This is a genomic window from Streptomyces sp. NPDC050287 (genome assembly GCF_044459385.1).
In the GTDB taxonomy this organism is placed as follows: Bacteria; Actinomycetota; Actinomycetes; order Streptomycetales; family Streptomycetaceae; genus Streptomyces.
Genome location: NZ_JBITIY010000005.1, coordinates 313,016 through 337,776 on the forward strand (window position 1 = coordinate 313,016; position 24,761 = coordinate 337,776).

16 protein-coding genes and 2 pseudogenes are annotated in these 24,761 nt (G+C 71.1%); 11 read left to right on the top strand and 7 right to left on the bottom strand.

The window, feature by feature from the left end; genetic code table 11:
- The first annotated feature begins 32 nt into the window (after positions 1 to 32).
- The 5 genes and pseudogenes from ACIBK3_RS20010 to ACIBK3_RS20030 form a co-directional block, all read left to right on the top strand.
- Positions 33 to 3,407, top strand: a complete 3,375-nt coding sequence (locus tag ACIBK3_RS20010; protein ID WP_399367078.1) for a pyruvate carboxylase — start codon at positions 33 to 35, stop codon at positions 3,405 to 3,407.
- Positions 3,408 to 3,532: 125 nt separating this feature from the next.
- The gene (locus ACIBK3_RS20015) at positions 3,533 to 6,247 is read left to right on the top strand and encodes an MGH1-like glycoside hydrolase domain-containing protein (RefSeq protein ID WP_399367080.1); all 2,715 of its coding nucleotides are present in this window, start codon (positions 3,533 to 3,535) and stop codon (positions 6,245 to 6,247) included.
- On the top strand, positions 6,244 to 7,695 hold the full coding sequence (locus ACIBK3_RS20020; protein ID WP_399367082.1) for an alpha-amylase: 1,452 nt from the start codon (positions 6,244 to 6,246) through the stop codon (positions 7,693 to 7,695). Before ACIBK3_RS20015 ends, ACIBK3_RS20020 begins: the two co-directional genes overlap by 4 nt.
- A 131-nt stretch (positions 7,696 to 7,826) precedes the next feature.
- Positions 7,827 to 9,491 (top strand): cellulase family glycosylhydrolase, encoded by a 1,665-nt coding sequence (locus ACIBK3_RS20025; protein WP_399367084.1) that lies wholly within the window; start codon positions 7,827 to 7,829, stop codon positions 9,489 to 9,491.
- 75 nt (positions 9,492 to 9,566) lie between these two features.
- Positions 9,567 to 9,710 (top strand): annotated as a pseudogene (locus tag ACIBK3_RS20030) (IS982 family transposase); the annotation flags it as partial.
- A gap of 556 nt (positions 9,711 to 10,266) precedes the next feature.
- Here the strand turns inward: ACIBK3_RS20030 and ACIBK3_RS20035 are convergent.
- Positions 10,267 to 10,542, bottom strand: coding sequence for a hypothetical protein (locus tag ACIBK3_RS20035; protein WP_399367085.1), 276 nt, complete (start codon positions 10,540 to 10,542; stop codon positions 10,267 to 10,269).
- 59 nt (positions 10,543 to 10,601) lie between these two features.
- Here ACIBK3_RS20035 and ACIBK3_RS20040 point away from each other — a divergent pair, with 59 nt between their 5' ends.
- Positions 10,602 to 10,880, top strand: coding sequence for a hypothetical protein (locus ACIBK3_RS20040; protein WP_399367087.1), 279 nt, complete (start codon positions 10,602 to 10,604; stop codon positions 10,878 to 10,880).
- Between the two features lie 134 nt (positions 10,881 to 11,014).
- Here ACIBK3_RS20040 and ACIBK3_RS20045 read toward each other — a convergent pair whose 3' ends face one another.
- Complete coding sequence (locus ACIBK3_RS20045; RefSeq protein ID WP_399367089.1) at positions 11,015 to 11,788, bottom strand: hypothetical protein; 774 nt, start codon at positions 11,786 to 11,788, stop codon at positions 11,015 to 11,017.
- 28 nt (positions 11,789 to 11,816) lie between these two features.
- Here ACIBK3_RS20045 and ACIBK3_RS20050 point away from each other — a divergent pair.
- A pseudogene (locus ACIBK3_RS20050) lies at positions 11,817 to 12,021 on the top strand (IS5/IS1182 family transposase); the annotation flags it as partial.
- Here the strand turns inward: ACIBK3_RS20050 and ACIBK3_RS20055 are convergent.
- Positions 12,016 to 12,525 carry a hypothetical protein gene (locus tag ACIBK3_RS20055; protein WP_399367091.1) on the bottom strand — a complete coding sequence of 170 codons (510 nt, stop codon included), beginning with the start codon at positions 12,523 to 12,525 and terminating at the stop codon, positions 12,016 to 12,018. The pseudogene ACIBK3_RS20050 and the gene ACIBK3_RS20055 sit on opposite strands and share 6 nt — an antisense overlap.
- Positions 12,526 to 12,598: 73 nt before the next feature.
- On the bottom strand, positions 12,599 to 13,180 hold the full coding sequence (locus tag ACIBK3_RS20060) for a TetR/AcrR family transcriptional regulator (protein ID WP_399367093.1): 582 nt from the start codon (positions 13,178 to 13,180) through the stop codon (positions 12,599 to 12,601).
- 156 nt (positions 13,181 to 13,336) lie between these two features.
- Between ACIBK3_RS20060 and ACIBK3_RS20065 the strand changes: the two genes are divergently transcribed.
- Genes ACIBK3_RS20065 through ACIBK3_RS20080 form a run of 4 tightly spaced genes read left to right on the top strand, consistent with a single transcriptional unit; the run spans position 13,337 to position 18,186 of the window.
- A complete protein-coding gene (locus tag ACIBK3_RS20065; protein ID WP_399367094.1) occupies positions 13,337 to 13,894 on the top strand; it encodes a (2Fe-2S)-binding protein in 558 nt (185 codons plus the stop codon).
- A complete protein-coding gene (locus ACIBK3_RS20070) occupies positions 13,891 to 14,883 on the top strand; it encodes an FAD binding domain-containing protein (RefSeq protein WP_399367096.1) in 993 nt (330 codons plus the stop codon). Before ACIBK3_RS20065 ends, ACIBK3_RS20070 begins: the two co-directional genes overlap by 4 nt.
- Positions 14,880 to 16,997, top strand: coding sequence for a xanthine dehydrogenase family protein molybdopterin-binding subunit (locus ACIBK3_RS20075; protein ID WP_399367098.1), 2,118 nt, complete (start codon positions 14,880 to 14,882; stop codon positions 16,995 to 16,997). The genes ACIBK3_RS20070 and ACIBK3_RS20075 overlap by 4 nt, the downstream gene beginning before the upstream one ends.
- Entirely contained in the window at positions 16,990 to 18,186 is a 1,197-nt protein-coding gene (locus tag ACIBK3_RS20080) for an XdhC family protein (RefSeq protein WP_399367100.1), read from the top strand. Before ACIBK3_RS20075 ends, ACIBK3_RS20080 begins: the two co-directional genes overlap by 8 nt.
- 151 nt (positions 18,187 to 18,337) lie before the next feature.
- Here ACIBK3_RS20080 and ACIBK3_RS20085 read toward each other — a convergent pair whose 3' ends face one another.
- From ACIBK3_RS20085 to ACIBK3_RS20095, 3 genes are all read right to left on the bottom strand, one after another.
- Complete coding sequence (locus ACIBK3_RS20085) at positions 18,338 to 21,253, bottom strand: glycosyl hydrolase 115 family protein (protein ID WP_399367805.1); 2,916 nt, start codon at positions 21,251 to 21,253, stop codon at positions 18,338 to 18,340.
- Between the two features lie 386 nt (positions 21,254 to 21,639).
- On the bottom strand, positions 21,640 to 23,436 hold the full coding sequence (locus tag ACIBK3_RS20090; RefSeq protein WP_399367102.1) for an NlpC/P60 family protein: 1,797 nt from the start codon (positions 23,434 to 23,436) through the stop codon (positions 21,640 to 21,642).
- Positions 23,437 to 23,580: 144 nt separating this feature from the next.
- Complete coding sequence (locus ACIBK3_RS20095; protein ID WP_399367104.1) at positions 23,581 to 24,645, bottom strand: NAD-dependent epimerase/dehydratase family protein; 1,065 nt, start codon at positions 24,643 to 24,645, stop codon at positions 23,581 to 23,583.
- Positions 24,646 to 24,761 lie beyond the last annotated feature (116 nt).

Here is a 24,761-nt window from a genome sequence, read left to right on the forward strand (position 1 = left end):
TGTCCTTCACCGGCAGGCCGAAGGGATCGGGAATGCTCCGCAAGGTACTGGTCGCCAACCGTGGTGAGATCGCGATTCGCGCCTTCCGCGCCGGATACGAGGTGGGCGCGCGGACCGTCGCCGTCTTCCCGTACGAGGACCGCAACTCACTGCACCGGCTCAAGGCCGACGAGGCCTACGAGATCGGTGAACCGGGGCATCCCGTACGGGCCTACCTCTCCGTCGAGGAGATCATCCGCGCAGCCCGCCAGGCCGGCGCCGACGCCGTCTACCCGGGGTACGGCTTCCTGTCCGAGAACCCCGACCTCGCGCGCGCCTGCGAGGAGGCGGGCATCACCTTCGTCGGACCGAGCGCACAGATCCTGGAGCTGACGGGCAACAAGGCCCGCGCGGTGGCCGCCGCCCGCGCCGCCGGTGTCCCGGTCCTCGGCTCCTCGGCGCCCTCCAGCGACGTGGACGAACTGGTCCGAGCCGCCGACGACATCGGCTTCCCCGTCTTCGTCAAGGCGGTCGCCGGCGGCGGCGGGCGCGGCATGCGCCGGGTCGAGGAGCCGGCGCAGCTGCGGGAGTCCATCGAGGCGGCGGCCCGCGAGGCGGCCTCCGCGTTCGGCGACGCCACCGTCTTCCTGGAGAAGGCGGTCGTCGAACCCCGGCACATCGAGGTGCAGATCCTCGCCGACGGCCAGGGCGACGTCATCCACCTCTTCGAACGTGACTGCTCGGTGCAGCGCCGGCACCAGAAGGTGATCGAGCTGGCACCCGCGCCCAACCTCGACCCGGCGCTGCGCGAGCGGATCTGCGCCGACGCGGTGCGCTTCGCCCGGGAGATCGGCTACCGCAACGCGGGCACCGTGGAGTTCCTCCTCGACCGCCAGGGCAACCACGTCTTCATCGAGATGAACCCGCGCATCCAGGTCGAACACACGGTCACCGAAGAGGTCACCGACGTCGACCTCGTCCAGGCCCAGCTGCGCATCGCGGCCGGCGAGACCCTGGCCGACCTCGGCCTGACCCAGGAGACGGTCACCCTGCGCGGCGCCGCCCTCCAGTGCCGTATCACCACCGAGGACCCCGCCAACGGCTTCCGCCCGGACACCGGCCGGATCAGCGCCTACCGCTCACCGGGCGGCTCCGGCATCCGGCTCGACGGCGGAACCACCCACGCCGGTACGGAGATCAGCGCCCACTTCGACTCGATGCTGGTCAAACTCACCTGCCGCGGCCGGGACTTCACCACCGCCGTCAACCGCGCCCGGCGTGCCGTGGCCGAGTTCCGCATCCGGGGCGTGTCCACCAACATCCCGTTCCTCCAGGCCGTCCTCGACGACCCGGACTTCCAGGCGGGCCGGGTCACCACGTCGTTCATCGAGCAGCGCCCGCACCTGCTCACCTCCCGTCACTCCGCCGACCGCGGCACCAAGCTGCTGACCTATCTGGCCGACGTGACGGTGAACAAGCCGCACGGCGAGCGGCCCGACCTGATCGACCCCGGCACCAAACTGCCGCCGGTCACCGACACCGAGCCCCCCGCCGGCTCCAAGCAACTGCTCACCGCACTCGGTCCCGAGGGTTTCGCCCGCCGGCTGCGCGAGTCGCCGACCATCGGCGTCACCGACACCACCTTCCGCGACGCCCACCAGTCGCTCCTCGCCACCCGCGTCCGCACCAAGGACATGCTCGCCGTCGCCCCGGTCGTGGCACGCACCCTGCCCGAGCTGCTGTCCCTGGAGTGCTGGGGCGGCGCCACCTACGACGTCGCGCTGCGCTTCCTCGCCGAGGACCCGTGGGAGCGCCTGGCGGCCCTGCGCGAGACCGTCCCGAACATCTGCCTGCAGATGCTGCTGCGCGGCCGCAACACCGTGGGCTACACGCCATACCCCACCGAGGTGACCGACCACTTCGTGCAGGAGGCCGCGCACACCGGCATCGACATCTTCCGCATCTTCGACGCGCTCAACGACGTCGGCCAGATGCGCCCGGCCATCGACGCCGTACGCGCCACCGGGACGGCCATCGCCGAGGTCGCCCTCTGCTACACCTCCGACCTGTCCGACCCGAACGAGCAGCTCTACACCCTCGACTACTACCTGCGCCTGGCCGAGCAGATCGTGGACGCGGGCGCCCACGTCCTCGCCGTCAAGGACATGGCCGGCCTGCTGCGGGCACCCGCCGCCGCGAAACTGGTCTCCGCCCTGCGCCGGGAGTTCGACCTGCCGGTGCACCTGCACACCCACGACACGGCGGGCGGCCAGCTCGCCACCTACCTCGCGGCGATCCAGGCCGGCGCGGACGCCGTGGACGGGGCGGTGGCCTCCATGGCGGGCACCACCTCGCAGCCGTCGCTGTCGGCCATCGTGGCCGCGACCGACTACTCCGAACGGCCCACCGGCCTCGACCTGAAGGCCGTCGGCGACCTGGAGCCGTACTGGGAGAGCGTCCGCAAGATCTACGCCCCCTTCGAGGCGGGCCTCGCCTCCCCGACCGGACGCGTCTACGACCACGAGATCCCCGGCGGCCAGCTCTCCAACCTGCGCACCCAGGCCGTCGCCCTCGGCCTCGGCGACCGCTTCGAGGACATCGAGGCGATGTACGCCGCCGCCGACCGCATCCTCGGCCACCTGGTGAAGGTCACCCCGTCCTCCAAGGTGGTCGGCGACCTCGCCCTGCACCTCGTGGGCGCGGGCGTGTCACCGAAGGAGTTCGAGGCGGCACCCGACAAGTACGACATCCCCGACTCCGTCATCGGCTTCCTCCGCGGCGAGCTGGGCACCCCGCCCGGCGGCTGGCCGGAGCCGTTCCGCAGCAAGGCGCTCCAGGGCCGCGCCGAGGCCAAGCCGGTACAGGAACTGACCGCCGAGGACCGCACCGGCCTGGAGAAGGACCGGCGCGGCACGCTCAACCGGCTGCTGTTCCCCGGCCCGACGCGCGAGTACGAGACGCACCGCGAGACCTACGGCGACACCAGCCTCCTGGACAGCAAGGACTTCTTCTACGGCCTCAGGCCCGGGAAGGAGTACGCCGTCGACCTCGAACCCGGCGTCCGCCTCCTGATCGCGCTGGAGGCCATCGGCGAGGCCGACGAACGCGGCCTGCGCACCGTGATGTCGTCCCTGAACGGCCAGCTGCGGCCGATCCAGGTCCGCGACGCCGCCGCCTCCTCCGACCTCCCCGTCACCGAGAAGGCCGACCGCGCCAACCCCGGGCACGTGGCCGCGCCCTTCGCCGGGGTCGTGACCCTCACGGCCGCCGAGGGCGACGAGGTGGACGCCGGGGCCACGGTCGCCACCATCGAGGCGATGAAGATGGAGGCCGCGATCACCGCCCCGAAGGCCGGACGCGTGTCCCGGCTGGCCATCAACAAGATCCAGCAGGTGGAGGGCGGCGACCTGCTCGTCGAAATCGCGTAGGTTGGCGGAAGCCGTCGCCCGTTTCCTCACGGCCCTTCGGCATCGCGGCCCGGTCCGGGACCGACGCAGTCCTGACGCGTGGACGTATTGACGCATGTGCTGCCGGGCAGTGAGGAGAGCGGGCGATGGCGAGTGACGCGGGCGCACCGGACGCCGAGCGGCGACGGCTGGCTCAGGCCGACGCGGGCTCGGCGCCCTGGCGGCGCTGGGGCCCGTATCTGAGCGAGCGCCAGTGGGGCACGGTCCGGGAGGACTACAGCCCCGACGGTGACGCCTGGTCGTACTTCACCCACGACCAGGCCCGCTCCCGCGCCTACCGCTGGGGCGAGGACGGCATCGCCGGCGTCAGCGACGACAAACAGCGCCTGTGCCTCGCCCTCGCCCTGTGGAACGGCCGCGACCCGATCCTCAAGGAACGGATGTTCGGCCTGACCAATGCTGAGGGCAATCACGGCGAGGACGTCAAGGAGTACTACTTCTATCTCGACAGCACGCCCACGCACTCGTACATGAAGTTCCTGTACAAGTACCCGCAGGGCGCGTTCCCCTACGCCGACCTCGTCGACACCAACCGGTCCCGCGACCGCCACGACGCCGAGTACGAGCTCCTGGACACCGGCGTCTTCGACGAGGACCGCTACTTCGACGTGTTCGTCGAGTACGCGAAGGCCGGACCGGAGGACCTGCTCCTCGAGATCACCGCGCACAATCGCGGCCCGGACGAGTCCACTCTCCACCTGCTGCCGACGCTCTGGTTCCGGCACACCTGGTCGTGGGCGGGCGGCTCGGCGGTGCCGACTCTGCGTGCCGAGGACGGGGCCGTCCGCGCCGACCACGACGAGCTCGGCACCCGCAGGCTCTACTTCGAGGGCGCCGAGACCCTCTTCACCGACAACGAGACCAACAACGAGCGCATCTTCAACAGCGCGAACACCACGCCGTACGTCAAGGACGGCATCGACCGGTACGTCGTCCACGGCGAGACGGACGCCGTCAACCCGGAGCGCACCGGTACAAAAGCGGCCGTCCACCACGTCCTGACCGTCCCCGCAGGCGCGAGCGCCACCATCCGCCTGCGCCTGACCGACGCCGAACTCCCCGACCCCTGGGGCGAGTTCCAAGCGACCCTGGACATCCGCCGCACCGAGGCCGACGCCTTCTACGACGACGTCACCCCCGACGGCGTGGACGAGGAACAGCGACACCTGGTCCGGCAGGCGCTGGCCGGAATGCTCTGGAGCAAGCAGTACTACTACCTGGACGTCGAGCGCTGGCTCGCCGAACATGGCGTCGACCCGCTCTCCGCCGACCCGCGGGTCCGCAACAGCGCCTGGTATCACATGGTCAACGACGAGGTCATGTCGATGCCGGACACCTGGGAGTACCCGTGGTTCGCGGCCTGGGACCTCGCCTTCCACACCGTTCCGCTGTCCATGGTCGACATCGGCTTCGCCAAGGGCCAGCTGGCGCTCCTGCTGCGGCGCCTCCTGCTGCATCCCAACGGCCAGATCCCGGCGTACGAATGGAACTTCGGGGACGTCAACCCGCCCGTGCACGCCTGGGCGGTGCTCTTCGTCTACGAACTGGAGAAGCACCGCACCGGCCACGGAGACCGGGCCTTCCTGGAGAACGCCTACCACAAGCTGATGAAGAACTTCACCTGGTGGCTCAACCGCAAGGACGTCGACGGCAACAACGTCTTCCAGGGCGGCTTCCTCGGCCTCGACAACATCGGCGTCTTCGACCGCAGCGCCCCGCTGCCCACCGGCGGCCACCTCGACCAGGCGGACGGCACCGCGTGGATGGCGCTGTACTGCCAGAACCTCCTCGACATCGCCATCGAACTCGCCGTCGACAACCCGGTCTACGTCGAGCAGGCGCAGATGCTGTTCGAGCAGTTCGCGTGGATCGCCGTCGCGATGAACCGCATCGGCAAGGACAACTCCAGCCTGTGGGACGAGGAGGACGGCTTCTTCTACGACGTCCTGCGGCTGCCCGACGGCACCGCGACGCCGCTGAAGGTGCGTTCCCTCGTCGGGTTGATACCGCTCGCGGCGACCAGCGTGATCGGCGGCCGGGCACACCGCGTCTTCCCCGAACTGGTCGAGGGGGCCCAGGAGTTCGTCGGGCGGCACCCGGCCGTCGAGGCGTACGTCTCGCGGCACGCCACCACCGATCCCACCGTCGACGGCCGTTATCTGTTCGCCCTGTTCGGCGAGGACCGGCTGCGCCGCATCCTGGCCCGCATGCTCGACGAGGACGAGTTCCTCGGCCCGCACGGCATCCGCTCACTCTCCCGCCACCACGCCGAGCACCCCTACACCTTCGAGGTGCACGGCCGGACGTACGGCGTCGGCTATCTTCCCGCCGAGTCCGACTCGGGCATGTTCGGCGGCAACTCCAACTGGCGCGGCCCGGTGTGGTTCCCGGTCAACATCCTCCTCATCCGCGCCCTGCTGAACCTGCACGGCTACCACGGCCCCGACTTCACCGTGGAGTACCCGACCGGCTCCGGCCGGCGGATGAACCTGTACGAGGTCGCCCGCGAGATCGCCGGCCGGCTCACCTCCACCTTCCTGCGCGACCCCGACGGCCACCGCCCGGTGCACGGCAGCCGGCCCGAGTTCGCCAAGGACCCGCACTGGAAGGACCTGATCCTCTTCTACGAGTACTTCCACGGCGACAACGGGGCGGGCCTCGGCGCCTCCCACCAGACCGGCTGGACGGGTCTGGTGGCGGCCACCGCGACGCTGTTCCACACCATCAGCGCCGACGACTGGCACCGCGGCGGCCGGGACTCCCTTAAGCCCACGCACGAGTGGGAGGAGCCGCTGTCATGACGGTCGTCTTCGAGATCAACACCCTGGTGTGGCTGGGCGAGTTGAGCAGGCGGTACGGCCGCACGATCGGCCTGGGTGACGTGCCCGGCGAGGTCTGGGACGACGTGGCCCGCCCCGGCGTCGACACCGTCTGGCTGATGGGGGTGTGGGAGCGCAGCCCGGCCGGACTGCGCATCGCCCTGCGCGACGAGCGGCTCCTCGCCTCCTTCCACGAGGCCCTGCCCGATCTCACCGGGGCGGACGTCACCGGATCCCCGTACTGCGTACGGACCTACGTCGTCGACGCCTGTCTCGGAGGACCTGAGGGCCTGGCCACCGCCCGCGCCCAACTGGCCGCGCGCGGACTGCGGTTGATCCTCGACTACGTCCCCAACCACGTGGCCCCCGACCACCCCTGGCTCACCGACCGCCCCGACCGCCTGATCCAGGGCACGACGGACGACCTCGCCCAGGCACCCGACGCCTTCGTCGAGACCGGCGGACGGATCTACGCCCGGGGCCGCGACCCGTACTTCCCGCCCTGGCCGGACGTGGTCCAGCTCAACGCGTTCAGCGACGACCTGCGCGCGGCCACCGTGGACACGCTCGTCTCCATCGGCGACCAGGCGGACGGCGTGCGCTGCGACATGGCGATGCTGATGATGAACGACATCTTCGCGAAGACCTGGGGAGAGCGGGCGGGCCGGCCGCCCGCGGAGGACTTCTGGCCGTACGTCGTCCCGCGCGTCCGCGAGCGCCACCCCGGCCTCCTCTTCGTCGCCGAGGCCTACTGGGACCTCGAAAGTGCCCTCCAGCGACAGGGCTTCGACCACTGCTACGACAAACGCCTCTACGACCGCCTCCTCCACGAGGACGCCGCATCCGTCCGCGCCCATCTCCGGGCGGACCTCGCCTACCAGCAGGGTCTCGTCCGTTTCCTGGAGAACCACGACGAGCCGAGGGCCGCCGCGGCCGTGCCCGGCGCGCGGGGACGGGCGGCGGCCGTGGCCGTCGCCACCCTGCCCGGCGCGACGCTCTGGCACGAGGGCCAGTTCGAGGGCCGCAGGGTGCGCCCACCGGTGTTCCTCACCCGCAGGCCGCGGGAAGCGGTCGACGAGGAGACGCGCGAGTTCTACGGCCGTCTGCTGCCGGCCGCGTCCGCCGTACGCCGCGGCACCTGGCGGCAGGCGGACCCGGCGGGCTGGCCGGACAACGACACCCACCGCCACCTGCTGGCCTGGACCTGGACCGACGAGGACGCGCGGCACCTGATCGTCGTGAACTACTCCGGCCACCCGGCCCAGGCACGCGTGCCCCTGCCCTGGGACGACCTGCGGGGGCGGGAGCACCGGCTGAGCGACCTGCTCACCGGGCGGACGTACGACCGCGACGGCGGCGAACTCACCGACGGTGGACTGTACGTCGACCTGGACGGCTGGGGCTGCCACGTGCTCTCCCTCCCGGTCTGAGACCGCGCCCCGGGGCGCACAGCTTTGCGCGATGTCTTGACGTGTACCCGACGTGATGGCTTTATGGGAGCGCTCCCATGCCTCAATCCATTGCCTGAGTTTCTTGGCGCTCACCCCTCCCTGGAGCCGCAGTGAGAAGAACAAGAAGCACGACACGACGGAACCCGTTGACCACGCTGCTGGCCGCACTCGCGACCCTCGTCGGACTCGCCGTCGTCGGCGCCCTGTGCCCGGCCGTGGCCCACGCCGAGTCGTCCGGCACGCAGGCGGCCACCGGCCTGCACATCAGCGACGGACGGCTGGTCGAAGGCAACGGCAACGACTTCGTCATGCGGGGCGTCAACCACGCCCACACCTGGTACCCCAACCAGACGCAGTCGCTGGCCGACATCAAGGCGCTGGGCGCCAACACCGTCCGCGTGGTCCTCTCCGACGGCTACCGCTGGGCCAAGAACAGCGCTGCCGACGTCGCGAACGTCGTCGCGCAGTGCAAGGCCAACCGGCTCATCTGCGTCCTGGAGGTGCACGACACCACCGGATACGGCGAGGAGGCCGCGGCCGGCACCCTCGACCACGCGGCCGACTACTGGATCAGCCTGAAGGACGTACTGGCCGGCCAGGAGAACTACATCATCATCAACATCGGCAACGAGCCCTGGGGAAACACCGACCCCGCGGGCTGGACCGAGCCCACGACCGCCGCCGTGAAGAAGCTGCGCGCCGCCGGATTCGAGCACACGATCATGGTGGACGCACCCAACTGGGGCCAGGACTGGCAGGGCGTCATGCGCGCCAACGCCCGGTCCGTGTACGCCGCCGACACCACCGGCAACCTGATCTTCTCGATCCACATGTACAGCGTCTTCGACACCGCGACGGAGATCACGGACTACCTGAACGCCTTCGTCGACGCCCGACTCCCCATCGTCATAGGCGAGTTCGGCGGCCCCGCCGACCAGTGGGGCGACCCCGACGAGGACACCATGATGGCCACCGCCCAGCAGCTCAAGCTCGGCTACCTGGCCTGGTCCTGGAGCGGCAACACCGACCCGATCCTCGACCTGGCGACCAACTTCGACCCGAAGCAGCTGAGTTCCTGGGGCGAGCGCATCTTCCACGGCGTGAACGGCATCGCCGAGACCGCCGAGGAAGCGACGGTCTTCGGCGGCGGCAACCCGAGTGACACCCAGGCGCCGACGACTCCGGGTACCCCGGCCGCCTCCGCCGTGACGGCCACGTCCGCCACCCTCGCCTGGACCGCCGCCACGGACAACGTGGGCGTCGCCGGCTACGACGTCGTGCGCGTCAGCGGCAGCACGGAAACCAAGGTCGCGGCCTCGACCACCGCCTCCGTGACCGTCACCGGCCTCACCGCCGCCACGCCGTACACCTTCGCCGTCTACGCCCGGGACGCGGCCGGCAACCGCTCGGCGCGCTCGGCCACGGTGAACGTCACCACGGCCGGCGCCCCGAGCGGGACCTGCTCCGTCGGTTACCGGATCGTCGGCGAGTGGCAGGGCGGCTTCCAGGGCGAGATCGCCATCCGCAACACCGGCACCGCCGCCATCACCGGCTGGAAGCTCGCCTTCACCTTCCCGGACGGCCAGAGCGTCACCAACATGTGGGGCGGGACCCCGAACCAGAGCGGCGGCTCGGTGAGCGTGACCCCCGCCTCGTACACGTCCACCATCGCCGCCGGCGGTTCGGTCACCGTCGGCTTCACCGGCAGCAAGGGTGCGACCAACACGGCACCGACCGGGTTCACGCTCGACGGGGCGCCCTGCTCGGCCGGTTGACGGTCCGGTCACCGAGGCGCTCGGCCTGGACCGCCGGCGCGCGGCCGGCTGGACGGTGGGGCGGCTGCTCCAGCCACCGAGCGCCTGGGCGTCCATCTGGTGCGGCCGGACCGGAAGGACGAGCCCGTCCGGCACGGCCGCCTGACCCGTGTCCGCCAGTGGATCGAGGCGGTCTTCGACACCCTCAAAGGCCAGCTCAGCCTGGAACAACACGGAGGCGTCCACGCCGTCAACAGCTGGGGCCTGCTGAAGTCGACGATCGAGCCGGCACCCGGCAAGGGCCGACCGTGAGGGCAGAAACGCGGCCCCGGATGCGCATATGGCCACGGTCGGTGAGGGGCTGAAGGCTCCACAGAACAGCCACCGTTCTGAACGGCAACCGCCAGCACGGCAGAGGTCCTTCTCGCGCGACGGCCCTTGGCCCGGCCGCGCCGCGTCAGATAGAAGGTCTGCAGCGATTCCCCAGGCCCGCCGAGGTCGAAGCGGTTGTGGACCTTGCCGAGCGGGTTCCAGACCCGGCGGTCCGGCATCCGCACCCCGACCGGCTGGCCGAAGTAGACGCGCTGGTCGGCGTCGCAGTCCACCCACACCGCCCCCGCACGGCGAACGAGCATTCGTTGCAGGGCTGAACTCGATGGAAGGGATTTTCCCTGGCGCCTTGCGCTGCATTCACGAAATCAAGCCACTCAAGTGAGACTGCGGGGCCCTCGTAATCCGAGTCAGCATATTCCATGTAGTGATCATTTCGGCACCAGTAAACTTGCAAGAGATCACATTAGGCCGGATATGGAATCTCGGGAAAATCGCGCCGGAAGAACTGTGCCACGGATTCCATCGGGCGCGGCACGTCCCGACCTTCGTAATCCATCGGATGCTCTTCACAGGTGGGGCGCGCGCTTCCCTCGACGTCGAGCACGGGGCCGCCTATGTGACTGTCGACCTCGCGGGGGTTCCCCGGCCGGGGATGCAGGCGCACGGTGATTCTGCGCCATTCTGACAGGTCGGGGATGATCGCTGTGATGTCCACGTCGGGGGCGGGGGTGGTGTGCACGAGCTTCTGATCCTTTCTGAAAAGGGGCCGAATGCCAAGCCGCGGGCCGTGGCCCCGAGGTGTCCGGCCAAGGAACCGCGGACATCACCTTCCAGGCCCGCAGCGAAGCCGGAAAGGCCACCGTCGTCAAAGCCGCGGCCCTGCCCTGGCGCAAGACCGTCGACGTTCCCCTCGGCCAGGCCCCGACCGTCAGCATCACCCTGTGCGAGAACGGCGGGCAGGCCCGCTGCACCCTCGCGATCCGCGGCCGCTACGTCCAAAGCGCCACCGCCAGCGGCACGTTCGGCCGCGCCACCTGCGCCGGCACCCTGCCCACCACACCCGCGACCGCGAGCTGACGGGGCCACCGCCGGCTGCGGGCGTGCCGGCCGGGCGCCCCGCGTATCCCCGGCCCGTGCCCGAAGGCCCTCCCCATCAACCAGCCCTGACGCAGCGCCAGCACGGCCGACACGCCCGCCAGAGCGGAGGGCGGCTACGACAGCGGACGCACCTGGTTGTCGTCCGTCACCTCGTACAGGCCGATTCGCAGCAACCGCCGTACGTGCTCCGGGACCCGCTCGGCGGCTTTGACCGATGAGGTCGGCACGACCAGCGCGTACCGTATGTCGGCTGATGCGCTGGTCATACGGCGCAGGAGCTGCCCGTATGCGATGTCGGCGTCGATGCCCTTCTCGCTGGTTCGCCCCTTGGCTTCGCATATCAGGCGTTCGCTCCCGCGTACCGCCTCGAGATCGGTCCAGCGGTCCGTCGGGTTCACCGGTGTCCAGCCTTGGGCCAGCAGCCAGGTGCGGAAGGAGTCCGTGACCCGGTCCTCATCGCTGTCGTGCGCCAGGATCCTCCTCAGCGCCGGGAGGTCCGTCTCCGGGTTACGGCGCAGGCGGCCGCGGCTGTCCGCCTCCAGGTCGGCTGGGTGGATGACCACCAGTCGCAGGCCGTGGGCGGGAATCTCGGCCTCGCGCCGGGCGTCGTACAGGGCCCGCTGCTCGCCCCGGTGGACGCCGCTGATGGTCAGTCTGTCCGGCTTGTCGAAGTGCGGCACCGGCCGCTCGTGCTGCACCTCTCGGTATTCGACGACGAGTTGGTGGCCGGGCCAGTAGGCGTCGACGGGCAGTTTGGCCCGGCGTCCGCTCTGGCCGGGGTCCCCCAGGAGCCAGTCGAACTTGTGCTGGGTCAGGGCCGTCTCACCGAGCACCTGGCTGCACAGGTCGACGACGTATGCCTCGTCGCTTTCGTCTCTCTTTGCCATAGCCGGGCATGATGCCAGCTGCTGGTGACGTCGAGGGCGCCTCCGCAAAGGTTCACGAGGCGGACGGCCGCCAGGCTTCGACGAAGACCGGCTACAAGAAACACAACACCGTCGAGCGGGCGATCAACAAGCTCAAGCAGTCCCGGGCCGTGGCCACTCGCTACGACAAGCGCAGCTATGTCCTCCTCGGAACGATCACTGTGGCAGCAACGATCATCTGGCTTCGCTCATGACCGACCGACCGACCGGACGCTCCGCTCAGGCGGAAGGGTCTGGCCAACCGCCGCGAGCAGTTCGAGCGGCAACTCCTTGTCCCCCTGTCCGACGGCGAGCCCGAGCCAGCGGCCGAGATCCGGGTGCGGCCACGCCTGCACGCTTCCAGCCAGCTGGCTCAGGCAGTTGATCGGCTCGGACACCGCCTCCCCCTCGAGGCCGGCCCGCAGATACGGCAACAGGTCAACGACGAGCGGCTCGCCCCAGCGTGCCGTAAGAGCTGCGATCAGGGCGTCCAGGTAGGCCCGCAGCTCTGCTCCAGCCTCGCGCGCCGCCTCGCCGTCATCGTCATCCCAGAACTCCTGACTGGCCCGCAGGATGCGCACGCGATGCTGAGGGCCACCGCACCCGGTGTGGTCATAGAGGTTCACCTGTGGGAAAGGCTGTGCAAGCAGCTCGTCGATCAAGGAGAGGTACTCCTCAAGGGCCACACTCGAAAGAGATCCGGACTCAGCGGTCGTCATGAGCGCAGGCTATGGGACTGCGCCGACAAGCAACCCGGCCTTGCGCACCAGACCGTGATCGCCCGGACAGCTCCTAGCGTCCGGGCGCCCCCGCGCGCAATCCGTCCATGACGAGGTCCAGCAGGCGGGTCGCCTGTGGCTGCCAGTTCTCGTGGGGCGTGAGCTGCCACAGGCCGGCGATGGCCAGCATGAAGTCGTCCGTCGTGACGCCGGGGCGGATCGTGCCCGCCTCCTCGCAGGCGCGGAGCAGGAGTTCGGCCGCTTCGGTCATTGGGGTGTAGGCCGGTTTCGCCACGTGCCCCGACGTGGTGCTGCGGGCCTGGCGGAGCGCCTCCGCCAGGCCGGCCTTGGTCATCGCGAACCTTGCCAGGTGGTCCATCCAGGCGCGCAGCGCGCGGTCGGGTTCCCCGGTCTCCAGCAGCACGGACGCAGTGTCGGCGACCTGCTGCACCTCGTGGCGGTAGATCTCGAGTACGAGCGCCTCGCGGTTGGGGAAGTTCCGGTAGAACGTGCCCTGACCGACGCCCGCCTTCTTGGCGATCGCGCTCAGCGGGGTGCCGGCTTCCCGGGAAAGCTCGGCGAGGGCCACTGCCAGGATGCGTTCGCGATTGCGCTGGGCGTCCGAGCGCAGGTGCGTGTCGTCCTTCTGCCGCACTCGTCCTCCTCGCCGGCTCGGGTCCGAAAGCCGTCCTTGATAACCGGACAGCTGTCCACTACGTTCAGAACTGATAGCGGACAGTTGTCCGCTTGAGCTCACTCTAGCGTCGCGCTGATGCCCGACGTGTCCGGGATATGTGAAAGAAGGCTGAACATGGCCCCAGCCCCCTCGTCGACGTCCAGCGACATCACCCTGAACATCAACGGCGAGAAGCACACCCTGCCCGTCGACCACCGCACCACCCTGCTCGACGCCCTGCGCGAGCGCCTCGACCTGACCGGTACCAAGAAGGGCTGCGACCAGGGGCAGTGCGGCGCCTGTACGGTGCTGCTCGATGGGCGCCGGGCGGTGTCCTGTCTGCAACTCGCCGTGGCCGCCGAGGGACGCGAGATCACCACCATCGAGGGCATGGCCGAGGGCGACCGACTGCACCCGGTACAGCAGGCGTTCCTCGACCTGGACGGCTACCAGTGCGGCTACTGCACACCCGGCCAGATCTGCTCGGCGATCGCGGTGATCGAGGAACACGCGGCCGGCTGGCCGAGCGCCGTCACCGAGGACGTCCGCCCCGAGGCCGGACCACCACCCCTGAGCGCCGAGGAGATCCGGGAACGGATGAGCGGGAACCTGTGCCGCTGCGGCGCGTACGTGTCGATCGTCCAGGCCGTGGCCCGGGCAGCGGAAGCGAAAACCGAGGAGGCGGCAGCGTGAGGGAGTTCGTCTACGACCGGGCCCTCGACGTCTCCGGAGCCCTGGCCCTGCTCGACGCCGACCCCGACGCCCGGTTCCTCGGCGGCGGCACCAACCTCGTCGACCTGATGAAGACCGGCGTCGAGCGGCCCACCCGCCTGGTCGACGTCCGTGAACTGCCGCTGGACGGCATAGAGCTGACGGCGGACGGCGGCCTGCGCATCGGCGCCACCGTCACCAACAGCGACCTCGCCGCCCACCCCGAAGTACGCCGCCGCTACCCCGCGCTGACCCAGGCCGTGCTGGCCGGCGCCTCGGGTCAGCTGCGCAACATGGCCACCGTCGGCGGCAATCTGCTCCAGCGCACCCGCTGCGGATACTTCGCCGACGTGACCAAGCCCTGCAACAAGCGCGTGCCCGGTAGCGGTTGCCCCGCGATCGAGGGCGAGCACCACAACCACGCCATCCTGGGTGCCTCCGAGCACTGCGCGGCGACCCACCCCTCGGACATGGGCGTCGCGCTGACCGCCTTCGACGCGGTCGTCTCGTACGAAACCGCCGATGGACCCGGCGATTTGCCTCTCGCCGACTTCTACCTGCCGGTCGGTGACACCCCGCACCGCGAGACCGCGCTGCCGCCGGGCGCACTGATCACCGGCGTCACCCTGCCGCCCGCTCCGGTGGCCGCCCGCTCCCGCTACCGCAAGGTGCGCGAGCGTGCCTCGTACGCCTTCGCCATCGGCTCGATCGCCGCCGCGCTCGACGTCCAGGACGGCGTCGTACGCGAGGTGCGCCTCGCCTTCGGGGCGGTCGCGTCCCGGCCCTGGCGGGCAGCAGCGGCCGAGCGCGTCCTGACCGGGGCGCCTGCCGACGCCGAGACCTTCGCCGCCGCCGCGGACGCCGAACTCGCGGCGGCGAAACCGCTGCCGCACAACGCATACAAGGTGACCCTCATGCGCAACCTCGTCGTGGCCGTGCTGACCGAACTGGCCGAGGAGGCCGCCCGATGACCACCGCCCCCACGGCACGCACCAACGCCGTCGGCACCGCGCACACCCGCGTGGAGGGCCGCGACAAGGTCACCGGAACCGCCCGCTACGCCGGCGAGATCCCGTTCGCCGACCTCGCGCACGGCTGGCTGGTGCTGTCCACGGTCGCCCGCGGCCGCATCCGCTCCGTCGACACCGCCGACGTCCTCGCCATGCCCGGTGTGGTCGCCGTCCTGCACCACGGCAACGCCCCGCGGGTCGAGACCGGGTACGTCGGTCTGCTGGGCGTCCCGGACCCGACCGCGGCCGTCTTCCAGCACGACCGGGTGCCGCACGCGGGCTGGCCGGTGGCGCTGGTCGTCGCCGAGACCTCCGAACAGGCCCGGGAGGCCGCCGAGGCGCTGGTCGTGCACTACGAACAGGAGCCGCACCACGTCGACTTCACCGGCGAGCACCCCGACGCGTACACGGTCGACAGCCATGGGCCGGCGGTGATCGAGAAGGGCGACCTGGAGGCCGAACTCGCCGCGTCCGCCGTCGTCGTGGACGCCGAGTACACCACCCCGGAAGAGCATCACAACCCGATGGAGCCGCACGCGGCGACGGCTCGCTGGGACGGCGGCCGGCTCGAACTCGTCGACTCCAACCAGGGCACCTTCTGGGTCGCGAGCGAACTCGCGAAGATGTTCTCGCTCGACCCGGCCTCGGTCCGGGTGCGTTCCGAGCATGTCGGCGGCGGCTTCGGCAGCAAGGGAGTCCGCGCGCACCAGGTGGCCGCCGTGATGGCCGCGACCCAACTGCACCGCCCGGTCCGCGTGATCATGACCCGCCGGCAGATGTTCTCACTCGCCGGCTACCGCAGCCCCACCCGGCAGCGCCTGCGCCTCGGCGCCGACGCCGACGGCCGGCTGCGCGCGCTGGAGCACCGTTCCCTGAGCGCCACCTCCACCGTGCACGAGTTCGTCGAGTCGGCCGCCGGCCCGGCCCGGACCATGTACGGCGCCGACGCCCACCACACCGCCAACCGGCTCGTACGGCTCGACGTGCCGACCCCGACCTGGATGCGCGCGCCGGGCGAGGCACCGGGGTCGTTCGCGCTCGAGTCGGCGTTCGACGAACTCGCCGAGAAGTGCGGCCTCGACCCGATCGAACTGCGCGCCCGCAACGACCCCGAGGCGGGCCCGGTGTCCGGGCTGCCGTTCAGCGGACGCAACCTGATCGCCTGCTTCCGGGAAGGCGCCCGCAGGTTCGGCTGGGCCGGCCGTGACCCGCGCCCCGGCCTGCGCCGCGACGGACGCTGGCTGCTCGGCACCGGCACGGCCGCGGCCTCCTTCCCCGCGGGTGCCGGCCCGTCCACGGCTGCCGTGACGGCGGAGGCGGACGGCACCTTCACCGTGCGGATCAACGCCGCCGACATCGGCACCGGCGCCCGGACCGCGCTCACCCTCGTCGCCGCCGACGCCCTGGAGACCGCACCGGACCACATCCGGGTGCGTATCGGCGACAGCGACCTCGGTCCCGCGTTCATCGCCGGCGGCTCCATGGGCACCCGCTCCTGGGCCTGGGCGGTCACGATCGCCGCCGGCGAACTGCGGGAGCGGCTCGCCCTCGGCGCCGACATCCCGCCGGAAGGGATCACCGTACGGTCCGACACCACGGAGGCCATCGGCGCACTCGCCCAGAAGGAACGGCACTCCTTCGGCGCCCAGTTCGCCGAGGTCGCCGTCGACCCCGCCACCGGCGAGGTCCGGGTGCGCCGGATGCTCGGTATCTTCGCGGCCGGCCGGATCGTCAACCCGCTCACCGCCCGCAACCAGTTCGTCGGCGGCATGACCTGGGGCATCTCCATGGCCCTGCACGAGGAAGCCGTCCGCGACCAGGCCTCCGGCGGCCACTACGGCGCCGACCTCGCCGGCTATCACGTCGCCGCCCACGCCGACGTCCCGCCCATCGAGGCGGACTGGATCGACGACCCGGACCCCGACGACCCGGTCGGCATCAAGGGCATCGGCGAGATCGGCATCGTGGGCGCCGCGGCGGCCATCGCCAACGCGGTCTGGCACGCGACCGGCGTACGCCACCGGGACCTGCCGATCCGCCCCGACCGTGTCCTGATGGCAGGCGTCCATGCTTGACCTCGCCGAGGAACTGCACCGCTGGATGGAGGAGGGGCGCGCGTTCGCCGTCGCCACTGTCGTGGCCGTCGGCGGCAGCGCCCCGCGCGGACCCGGCGCCGCCCTCGCCGTCGACAGCGAGGGCACGGTGATCGGTTCGGTCTCCGGAGGCTGCGTGGAGGGAGCGGTGTACGACCTCTGCGTCCAGGCGCTCCAGAACGGTGAGACGGTCGTCGAACGGTTCGGATACAGCGACGAGGACGCCTTCGCGGTCGGACTGACCTGCGGCGGGGTCATCGACATCATGGTCACCCCGGTCGGCACGGACGCCCCCGCGCGGCCGGTGCTCCGGTCGGCCCTGTCGGCCGCCGCCCGGAACGAGCCGACCGCCGTCGCCCGCGTCGTACGCGGCCCCGCCGAACTTCTCGGCAGGCCCCTCGTCGTACGGTCCGACAAGGGATACGAAGGCGGCCTCGGCGGTCACCCGGAACTGGACCGTACGGCAGCCTCCGAAGCCCGCGCTCTGCTGGACGCCGGCCGCACCGGCACGGTCGAACTGTCGGCGGACGGCTCGCGCTGCCCCGGCGGACTGACCCTGCTCGTCGAGGCGAGGGTGCCGCCGCCCCGCATGATCGTCTTCGGGGCGGTCGACTTCGCCGCGGCACTCGTACGGGTGGGCAAGTTCCTCGGCTACCACGTGACCGTGTGCGACGCCCGCCCCGTCTTCGCCACCGAGGCCCGCTTCCCCGAGGCCGACGACGTCGTGGTCGACTGGCCGCACCGCTACCTGCGGGGCACCACGACCGACGCGCGCACGGTGCTGTGCGTCCTCACCCACGACGCCAAGTTCGACGTACCCCTGCTGGAAACGGCTCTGCGGATGCCGGTCGCCTTCGTCGGCGCGTTGGGCTCCCGGCGCACGCACGCCGACCGGGACCGACGGCTGCGTGAAGCGGGCCTGACCGACGCGGAGTTGGCGCGGCTGCGGTCGCCGATCGGCCTCGATCTCGGTGCCCGCACACCGGAGGAGACCGCCCTGTCCATCGCGGCGGAGATCGTCGCCACCCGGCGGGGCGGGACCGGCACGCCACTGACCGGTTCGGGTACGCCGATTCACCACGAGGAGGAGACGGACGGCGCGGCGACGAGCCCCGGCCCCTGGGGGCGGAGCACCGTACCGATGCGGTCGTCCGTGCCGAGCTTGCGGTAGACGGTGGCGATGCGCCGCGATGTGCTGGTGGACCGTACGGCCCCAGACGCCCGGGCGGCGGCCCATGGTGGCCGCCGTCAGGGCGCAGGTGAACGAGAAGGACGGTCGGACCGGCGGTCGTGCCGGCCCGCGAGCGAGCCCGAGCCGGGGGCTACCGGGCCCGAGCATCCAGGCCCGGCGTGTACCAGGGGTCCGGGTTGAACCGAGGGTGGTAGCTCTCCGGCGGCGCGAGGTAGGTGGCGGGCAGGCCGCCGGTGTCGATGACGATCTGGTCCACGGCGATCGCGGCGTCCACCATGAACACCCGCAGGACATGCTCACCGGGTACGGCGACGGTCACGCCGGCGGTCAGCTTCTCGATGCCCTCCTCCACGTTGCGGGCCCAGGCGTCCCCCCGGTTGCCGGTGGCGATCGCCTGCCCGGACAGGACAGCCGCCGGCTGGTCGTCGAGCGCGACCGCCACCCGGCGCAGGCCGCGCTCGTCCAGGGAGGGCAGGCGGAAGACGGTCACGGGAAAGGTTCCGGCGCTCGTGAACCGCACCCGGTACCGCAGCTCGGGCGCCCGGCCGGCGAAGTCCCCGGTGACCGGCACCGCTGTCGACGGCACCGCTTCCACGGCTCCGGTACGACGGCCCAGCCCGCGCACGGTCCGCCAGCGGGCCCCGCCGCGCGCCACCCGCCGCTCGGTGTGCGCGGCGTCGATCGACACATACCCGTTCGCCTCGACGAACCCCCGCGCCCGGTCCCGCGCCCGCTCCCCGGCGTTGACCACCCGCAACGGCACCTCGACCCGCTGCCCGGCCCCGCTGACGGTGACCGTGGGCTCGTACGTGCCCTCCGGCACCCGCGCCCAGTCGACCTCCACCCACACTCGGACCTGCTCGGTGAGCGAGCCGCCTGACGCACTCAACCGCACCCACGGGTGACTGGCCTCGGCCGTCCAGTCCACCGTCAGGAAACCGGTGTTGAAGACGTCCACGAACCTCCGGTCACGGGTGAAGGAGGAGAAGGACAGCGGCCGGGCCGTCCCCGTCTCGTTGCCCTCACAGGCCACGCCCAGCCCGGAGGTCTGGGTCCGGGTGACCCGGGTGACGGCCGGGCGGCCCGGTGCCTTCGGGATCTGCGACGGGTACGGGTTGACGATCCCGTCCCACTTCCCGCCCGCCACCTCGCTGTTGTACCGCAGGGTGATCACCGCCTCATCGGCGTGGGCCGCCTCGGCCAGGTCGGCGAAACGGTTGGTCCCGGCCCCGCGCCCCTGCCGGACCGCCAGGGCGTTGCGGTCCGCCCAGTAGTACTTCAGATTCATCAAGTACGCACCGTGCACGGGGTATTCGACGAGCTCGAAGTAGGCGTCCCGGTAGGCCTCGGGCAGCTTGGCGCCCAGCACGCGGACCCGGTCCAGCAGCCGGTCGTAGGCGGCCAGCCGGCGCCCGGCCTCGTCGCCGTGGTGGACCACGGAGAACATCTGGCGGTCGATGAACTCCGGCCGCCGCTCGGCCGCGAGCCGGTAGTACTCGGTACGGACGGCGGCGATCTCCGGGGCGTGCCGACGCCCGAACTGCCGTCCGTACCACTCGGCCAGGAAGTCCTCGACGCGGTCGGCACCCCACCGGTCCACGTCCCAGGCCATGTCCATCGCGAAGGACAGACCCGTCTCGATCGACTTGACATCCCCCACGTTGAAGATCCACATCCGGTCGGTGCCGTGCTCGTACACCCGGCGCAGCTCCTGCCAGACCTTCGACAGTTGGGTGGTGTCCAGCCACAGGTAGCTGCGCGGACGGCCCCAGTAGGAGAGGTGGTAATAGATGCCGTTGCCGCCGGAGCGGGCACGCTCCGCCTCGTTCGGTAACTGGCGCATGTTGCCGTGGTTGTCGTCCGGCCAGATCAGCGTCACGTCCTCGGGGACCTGGACGCCCGCGTTGTACAGCTCCAGCACTTCCTTGTACGGGATGAAGATCTGCGGCTCGGCCCCGGTACCGACCTCCTCCGTGAGGATCCGGCGTTGCTCGGCGATGATGTCGTTCATCACCGCGACCTTCTCCGGGACGGTGGTCGCGTACTTCGTCTCCAGCGCCGTGTCGTGCAGTCCCCGCATTCCCAGGGTCCAGCTGCTGTCGTACGCCGCGTTCTGTCTCGCCCGGGCTCTCCAGTAGTCGGAGATGACGGCGGGGTTCACCGTGTAGTCGTACACCGGCAGGCTGCCGTCGGAGTTGAGATGCTCCCGCGCCCACGGCTCCCACTCGTGGACGCCGTTGCGCAGCAGCGCCTCCGGATGACTGGAGCCGACGACGATGCCGTACTGGTCGGCCAGTTCGGGGTTCTCGCGGTACTTGTTGAAGAAGTCGGAGTACGGATGCATCGCGGGCCACAGGTAGTTGGCCTTCAGCCGGAGCAGCAGCTCGAAGACCCGCTTGTACGTCTGAGGCCCGATGTTCTTGTCCGGCTCCTGGGTGCGGTGCGACCAAGTGGTCAGGTTCTGCTCGTCGTTGATGAAGACGCCCCGGTAACGGACGGACGGCTCGAACCGCTTGAGAGGGCCCGCCGGGACCGTCACGGTGTCGCGGCGCACGACGGGGACGTCGGCCCACCAGTGCCAGGGGGAGACCCCGATGCGCTCCGAGGTGTCGTAGACGCCGTAGACCGTGCCACGTCGGTCGCTTCCGGCGATCACCAGGGCGCGGTCCACCCCCGGCAGCGGACGGTCCACCACCTGGGTCACCGACGCCTCCCAGTGCCCCTTCACGCCGGAGACGTCCAGGCGCCGGTCCGCGACCAGCCGGTCGACGACCGGACTCGCGCCCAGGGTGCCCACCACGACCAGGAGCGCGGCCTTTTCCGGCACGGTGTGCCGCAGGCGGGGGCGGATGCCGGTGACCCGTTCCACGTCAGCCTGGAGGTCCCCGGCCGCGCGAACCACGGCGGGGTCGTCCGCCGCGTCCACGAACACGTCGACGGCGGCGCCGTCCCGGACCAGCGGGAACTCCGGCCGGCCGGACGGCGCGGCCTCGGCGGTGGCGGGGAGCACCGCCGGGAGAAGCGGCGCGGCTCCTACGGCGGCCATGCCCCGCAGGAACGACTTGCGGGTGGGCGGCGGGACGGGCGGCAGCGACGGGACCTGCGGTTCGTGGTGCGGCACGAGACGCTTCCTTTCGAGGAGAACGCGCGCAGGAGTTGGCATGAGCAGGCTAGAAAGCGCTTGCTGTGCAGCCTAGATCAGGTGCGGAGAGAGCGTCCAGAGGTGTGCGGGGGTGGGTGGGGCCGCCGGTGTGCGGGCGTGGGTGGGCCCGCCGGGCCAAGAGTGCCTGGCCCCGTGGTTTCCACCTGGTCCCGAACTGAGGCTGCCGGGTCCCGAACCGGTGCTGCCGGGCAGACGCCAGTGTGCTGGCTTCTGCCCGGCAGCCGGCCTCACGGCATCGGGGGCCTCAGGGCATCGGGGCCTCAGGGGTCTCAGGCGGGCCGTATCGCGCCGCGGATCGCGGACTCGCCGGCGTAGTAGACCGACTCCTCGCGGATGTACGCTCCCGGGCCCGGCGCGTGGATCATCATGCCGTTGCCGACGTAGAGGCCCACGTGGCTGAGGTCGTCGTAGAAGAAGACCAGGTCCCCGACCCGGACGTCGGTGAGGGGGACCGCGGTGCCGACGCCGGCCTGGGCCCGTGCGGCGCGCGGGAGTTCGACTCCGGCGGTCTTCCAGGCGGCCTGGGTCAGACCGGAGGCGTCGTACGAACCCGGCCCGGCGGCACCCCAGACACACGGCCGACCGATCTGAGCACGGGCGAAGGCGAGCACCTTGGCGGCCTTGAGGTCGTAGCCCGCGTCCACGGGCTGGGCGGGCGCGACAGGTGCGGTGGGGGCGGGAGTCGGGGCGGCCGGCGTGTTCGTCTCGAACGCGGTGACCTGCTGGACCGGCGTGCCGTGGGCTGGTGTGGCGTGGACCGGTGTGGCGTGGACCGGTGTGCCGTGGGCTGGTGTGGCGTGGACCGGTGTGCCGTGGGCTGGTGTGGCGTGGACCGGCGTGCCGTGAGCCGGTGTGGCCTGGACCGGTGTGCCGTGGGCCGGTGTGGAGGTCGTGTCGGTCGTCAGGCCTGTGGTGAACGTGGGGACCGCAGTGGTCGGGAGGCCCGTGGCGTACGTCGGGGTCGGGGTGGTGGGCAGGCCCGTGGCGTACGTCGAGGTCGGGTCGCCGGGCAGGCCCGTCACGAAGGCCGAGGCCGGCTGGGTCGGCAGACCGGGGGCGAACATGGGCGCCGGGTCCACGGACACGGGGGATACGGGCTGAGCCGCGGTGAGGATGGAAGCGGGGGCGACCGGGAGGTCAGGGGTGGGCCCGAACTCCGGGGCCACAGGGAAGTCCGGGGTGACCGGGAAGTCCGGGGTGACCGGAAGATCCGGCGTGAGGTCGGTTCGCGGCAGTTGCCACTGCGCCCCGGTGCTGTCGAGCGCCGTTTCCGCCGGGGTGCGCCACGTGTCCTCGGCCGGCCGGGACTCGATCGCCGCGAGCGGGCTGCTGAGCTGGGCGTTGCGCGCGGCGGCCAGCACCTCGCGCGCTCGGGCGAGCTTCCGCTGGTTCCGCTGCTTGGTGATCCGCAGCGACGACGGCCCCGACTCGGTGGTGGAGGCGGCGGGCAGTGCCTCGGCGGTGTCCTGCGCGGTGGCGTCCGCAGCGCCCGGCAGTGCCGGGGCGGATCCGCCGGTCAGCTCCGGGACCGACCGCGTGGTCAGCTCCGGCGTGGTCCGGTCGGCCGTCTTCGGCCCAGTGAGGGCGAGGGCGTCCGTGGCGCGCTCCGCCGGGCGCGCCGGCCGGGCCTCGGGAGTGCGGGTCGGACGGGCCGGGATCCGGTCGGCCGGCAGGGCCGCCGGGACGGTGGGACCCAGCTTGGAGCGGGCCACGTCGAACCACTGCCGGGCGACGTCGGCGAGCGCGGGATCCGGGGTCTCACGGGAGGTGCCGGCCGCCGAACCGGCGCCCCGGCGCTCGCCGGTGGCCGACGCGCCGGAGCGCTGGCGCGGGATCGCGGCCGCGCGGGTGGCGTTGTAGGTCCCGGTGTCGCTCTCGGCCTGGTCGTAGAGGCTGTTGACCCGCTGCCGGACCTCGTCGCGGCTCGGCCCGTCGTCCCCTGTCGCCGCCGCTCCCGGGGTCTGCGAGAGCAGGGCCACGGAGGTGAGAGCCGCCGTCGCGAGCGCGGAGTTGCGCATGCCGGGGAGGCCGTTGCCTCCGGGGCGCGAGGTTCGTTCCGGCGCCATGGGAGCCGTACTCCTTCCGTACCTGGGCCGCTCGACTCGGCGGGTTCGCCGGGGGAGTCGTATGGCCTGCCGGTCAAACTAAACCAACTTGTGTGGCTGGTGTGAAGATTGACGTGTTAAATGCCCGATACGTATCTGTGACCTTCATCCCTTTACCGCTGCCTGCCGCTGCCGCCACGCCTCGTAGTGGTCGAGCACAGTCTCCTCGATCGGGCGGTAGGAGAGGCCCAGTTCGTGCATGCTCCTGCTGTTGTCCACGCGGAACCGGATGCCTAGGTGCTTTCGGATGTAGTCCTGGGTGAGCCCGAAGGCCGGGCCCAGGAGCCGCACAGGCCAGTGCGGGAGAGCGGTGCGCGGGAGGCGGAGGTCGCGGGGATACCGGCTGCGGATGATGCGGGCCATTTCGTGGAAGGACGTCATCATCGGTGCCGCGACGATGTAACGACCCTTGGCGTCGGTGTTCTCCGCCGCCGCGATGTGCGCGTCGGCCACGTCCCGTACGTCCGCCGTGGTGAAGCTGAAGTCCGGGGCGCCGTAGAAGAAGTAGCCCTTGAACAGCTCCTCCAGCAGGAAGAGGCTGCCCGACTCCGAGGCGGGGGAGAGCGAGGGGCCCAGGATCAGGCCGGGGTTGACCGAGACCATCCGCCAGCGGTCCTGGACCGCCTCCGCGTCCCAGGCGGCCTGTTCCGCGACCGTCTTCGCGTAGTGGTACGGGTTGTTCTCCACCGTGCTCGTGGTGTTGACGTACTTCTCCGACAGCACCTGGTCGTCCATCTCCAGGACGTCGGCGTAGTCGCCGAAGATCGCGCCCACGGTGGAGGTGAACACCAGCCGCTCGACGGTCGGCGTCCGCTCCATGCCCGCCAGCACGTTGCGGGTGCCGAGCAGGGCAGGGTCGACCATGTCCCGGCGGCCGTCCTTGATCTTCTCCGGCATGAAGAACGGCGAGGCCACATGGAAGACCACCCGGCAGCCGGTCATCGCCTCGTCGAAGGACCCCTCCCGCAGCAAGTCCGCCTCGAAAAGAGCCAGTCGGCCGGGGAACGCCTTCTGCATCTCCCGCAGCGGCCGCACCTTCGCCGTGTTCGTGACACTGCGTACGGTCGTGTGGACGCGGTACCCCCGCTCCAGCAGCCGCCGGACCAGGTGACCGCCCACGAAACCGCTGCCGCCGGTCACCAGCACGGCCGTCTCCCGGACTTCGCCCACGCTTCACTCCTCAGTCCCGCTCACCGGTCGGTCCCGGACCACGACGATCCGCGCGCCCTCGGACCGGGTCGGGCACGCTCCTGCCGGAAGGGAATGGTCGACTGCCGGAGGGAAAT

What these genes read in the sequence shown, in the direction of transcription:
- ACIBK3_RS20010 (WP_399367078.1), top strand. Translation starts at nt 33, where the DNA reads ATGCTCCGCAAGGTACTGGTCGCCAACCGTGGTGAGATCGCGATTCGC.
- ACIBK3_RS20015 (WP_399367080.1), top strand. Translation starts at nt 3,533, where the DNA reads ATGGCGAGTGACGCGGGCGCACCGGACGCCGAGCGGCGACGGCTGGCT.
- ACIBK3_RS20020 (WP_399367082.1), top strand. Translation starts at nt 6,244, where the DNA reads ATGACGGTCGTCTTCGAGATCAACACCCTGGTGTGGCTGGGCGAGTTG.
- ACIBK3_RS20045 (WP_399367089.1), bottom strand. Translation starts at nt 11,788, where the DNA reads ATGGCAAAGAGAGACGAAAGCGACGAGGCATACGTCGTCGACCTGTGC.
- ACIBK3_RS20055 (WP_399367091.1), bottom strand. Translation starts at nt 12,525, where the DNA reads ATGACGACCGCTGAGTCCGGATCTCTTTCGAGTGTGGCCCTTGAGGAG.
- ACIBK3_RS20065 (WP_399367094.1), top strand. Translation starts at nt 13,337, where the DNA reads ATGGCCCCAGCCCCCTCGTCGACGTCCAGCGACATCACCCTGAACATC.
- ACIBK3_RS20075 (WP_399367098.1), top strand. Translation starts at nt 14,880, where the DNA reads ATGACCACCGCCCCCACGGCACGCACCAACGCCGTCGGCACCGCGCAC.
- ACIBK3_RS20080 (WP_399367100.1), top strand. Translation starts at nt 16,990, where the DNA reads ATGCTTGACCTCGCCGAGGAACTGCACCGCTGGATGGAGGAGGGGCGC.
- ACIBK3_RS20085 (WP_399367805.1), bottom strand. Translation starts at nt 21,253, where the DNA reads ATGGCCGCCGTAGGAGCCGCGCCGCTTCTCCCGGCGGTGCTCCCCGCC.
- ACIBK3_RS20090 (WP_399367102.1), bottom strand. Translation starts at nt 23,436, where the DNA reads ATGGCGCCGGAACGAACCTCGCGCCCCGGAGGCAACGGCCTCCCCGGC.